The 649-nt window shown below is 61.5% G+C and carries 1 pseudogene; it reads left to right on the forward strand.

The features are described 5' to 3' along the window. Positions 1–86 precede the first annotated feature (86 nt). Positions 87–649, forward strand: a pseudogene (locus tag ACKLNA_RS29115) (urocanate hydratase); the annotation flags it as partial.

Consider the following 649-nt stretch of genomic DNA (forward strand, 5'->3'; position numbering starts at 1 on the left):
CTGATTCGCTTGTCGCGCATTGAAGCGCACAAGCCGCTTGCCCATCGCCAGGGTTGGTTTGAATTGATCGCTGAGGAGTCTTTTTCGTGACTGACGCAAAAACTACTAAATTCCGTGACGTCGAAATTCGTGCATCGCGCGGCAACAAGCTGACCGCCAAGAGCTGGCTGACCGAAGCGCCGCTGCGCATGCTGATGAACAACCTCGATCCGGAAGTGGCCGAGAACCCGAAAGAGCTGGTGGTCTACGGTGGTATCGGTCGCGCCGCGCGCAACTGGGAATGCTACGACAAGATCGTCGAAAGCCTGACCAACCTGAATGACGACGAGACCCTGCTGGTGCAGTCCGGCAAGCCGGTCGGCGTGTTCAAGACCCACAGCAACGCGCCGCGCGTGCTGATCGCCAACTCCAACCTGGTGCCGCACTGGGCGACCTGGGAACACTTCAACGAACTCGACGCGAAAGGTCTGGCGATGTACGGCCAGATGACCGCCGGCAGCTGGATCTACATCGGCAGCCAGGGCATCGTCCAGGGCACCTACGAAACCTTCGTCGAGGCCGGTCGCCAGCATTACGATTCCAACCTCAAGGGCCGCTGGGTCCTGACCGCCGGCCTCGGCGGCATGGGCGGCGCCCAGCCTCTGGCTGC

Origin of the sequence: Pseudomonas sp. UV AK001, assembly GCF_046097675.1 — a bacterium.
GTDB classification, from domain to species: Bacteria; Pseudomonadota; Gammaproteobacteria; order Pseudomonadales; family Pseudomonadaceae; genus Aquipseudomonas; species Aquipseudomonas kribbensis.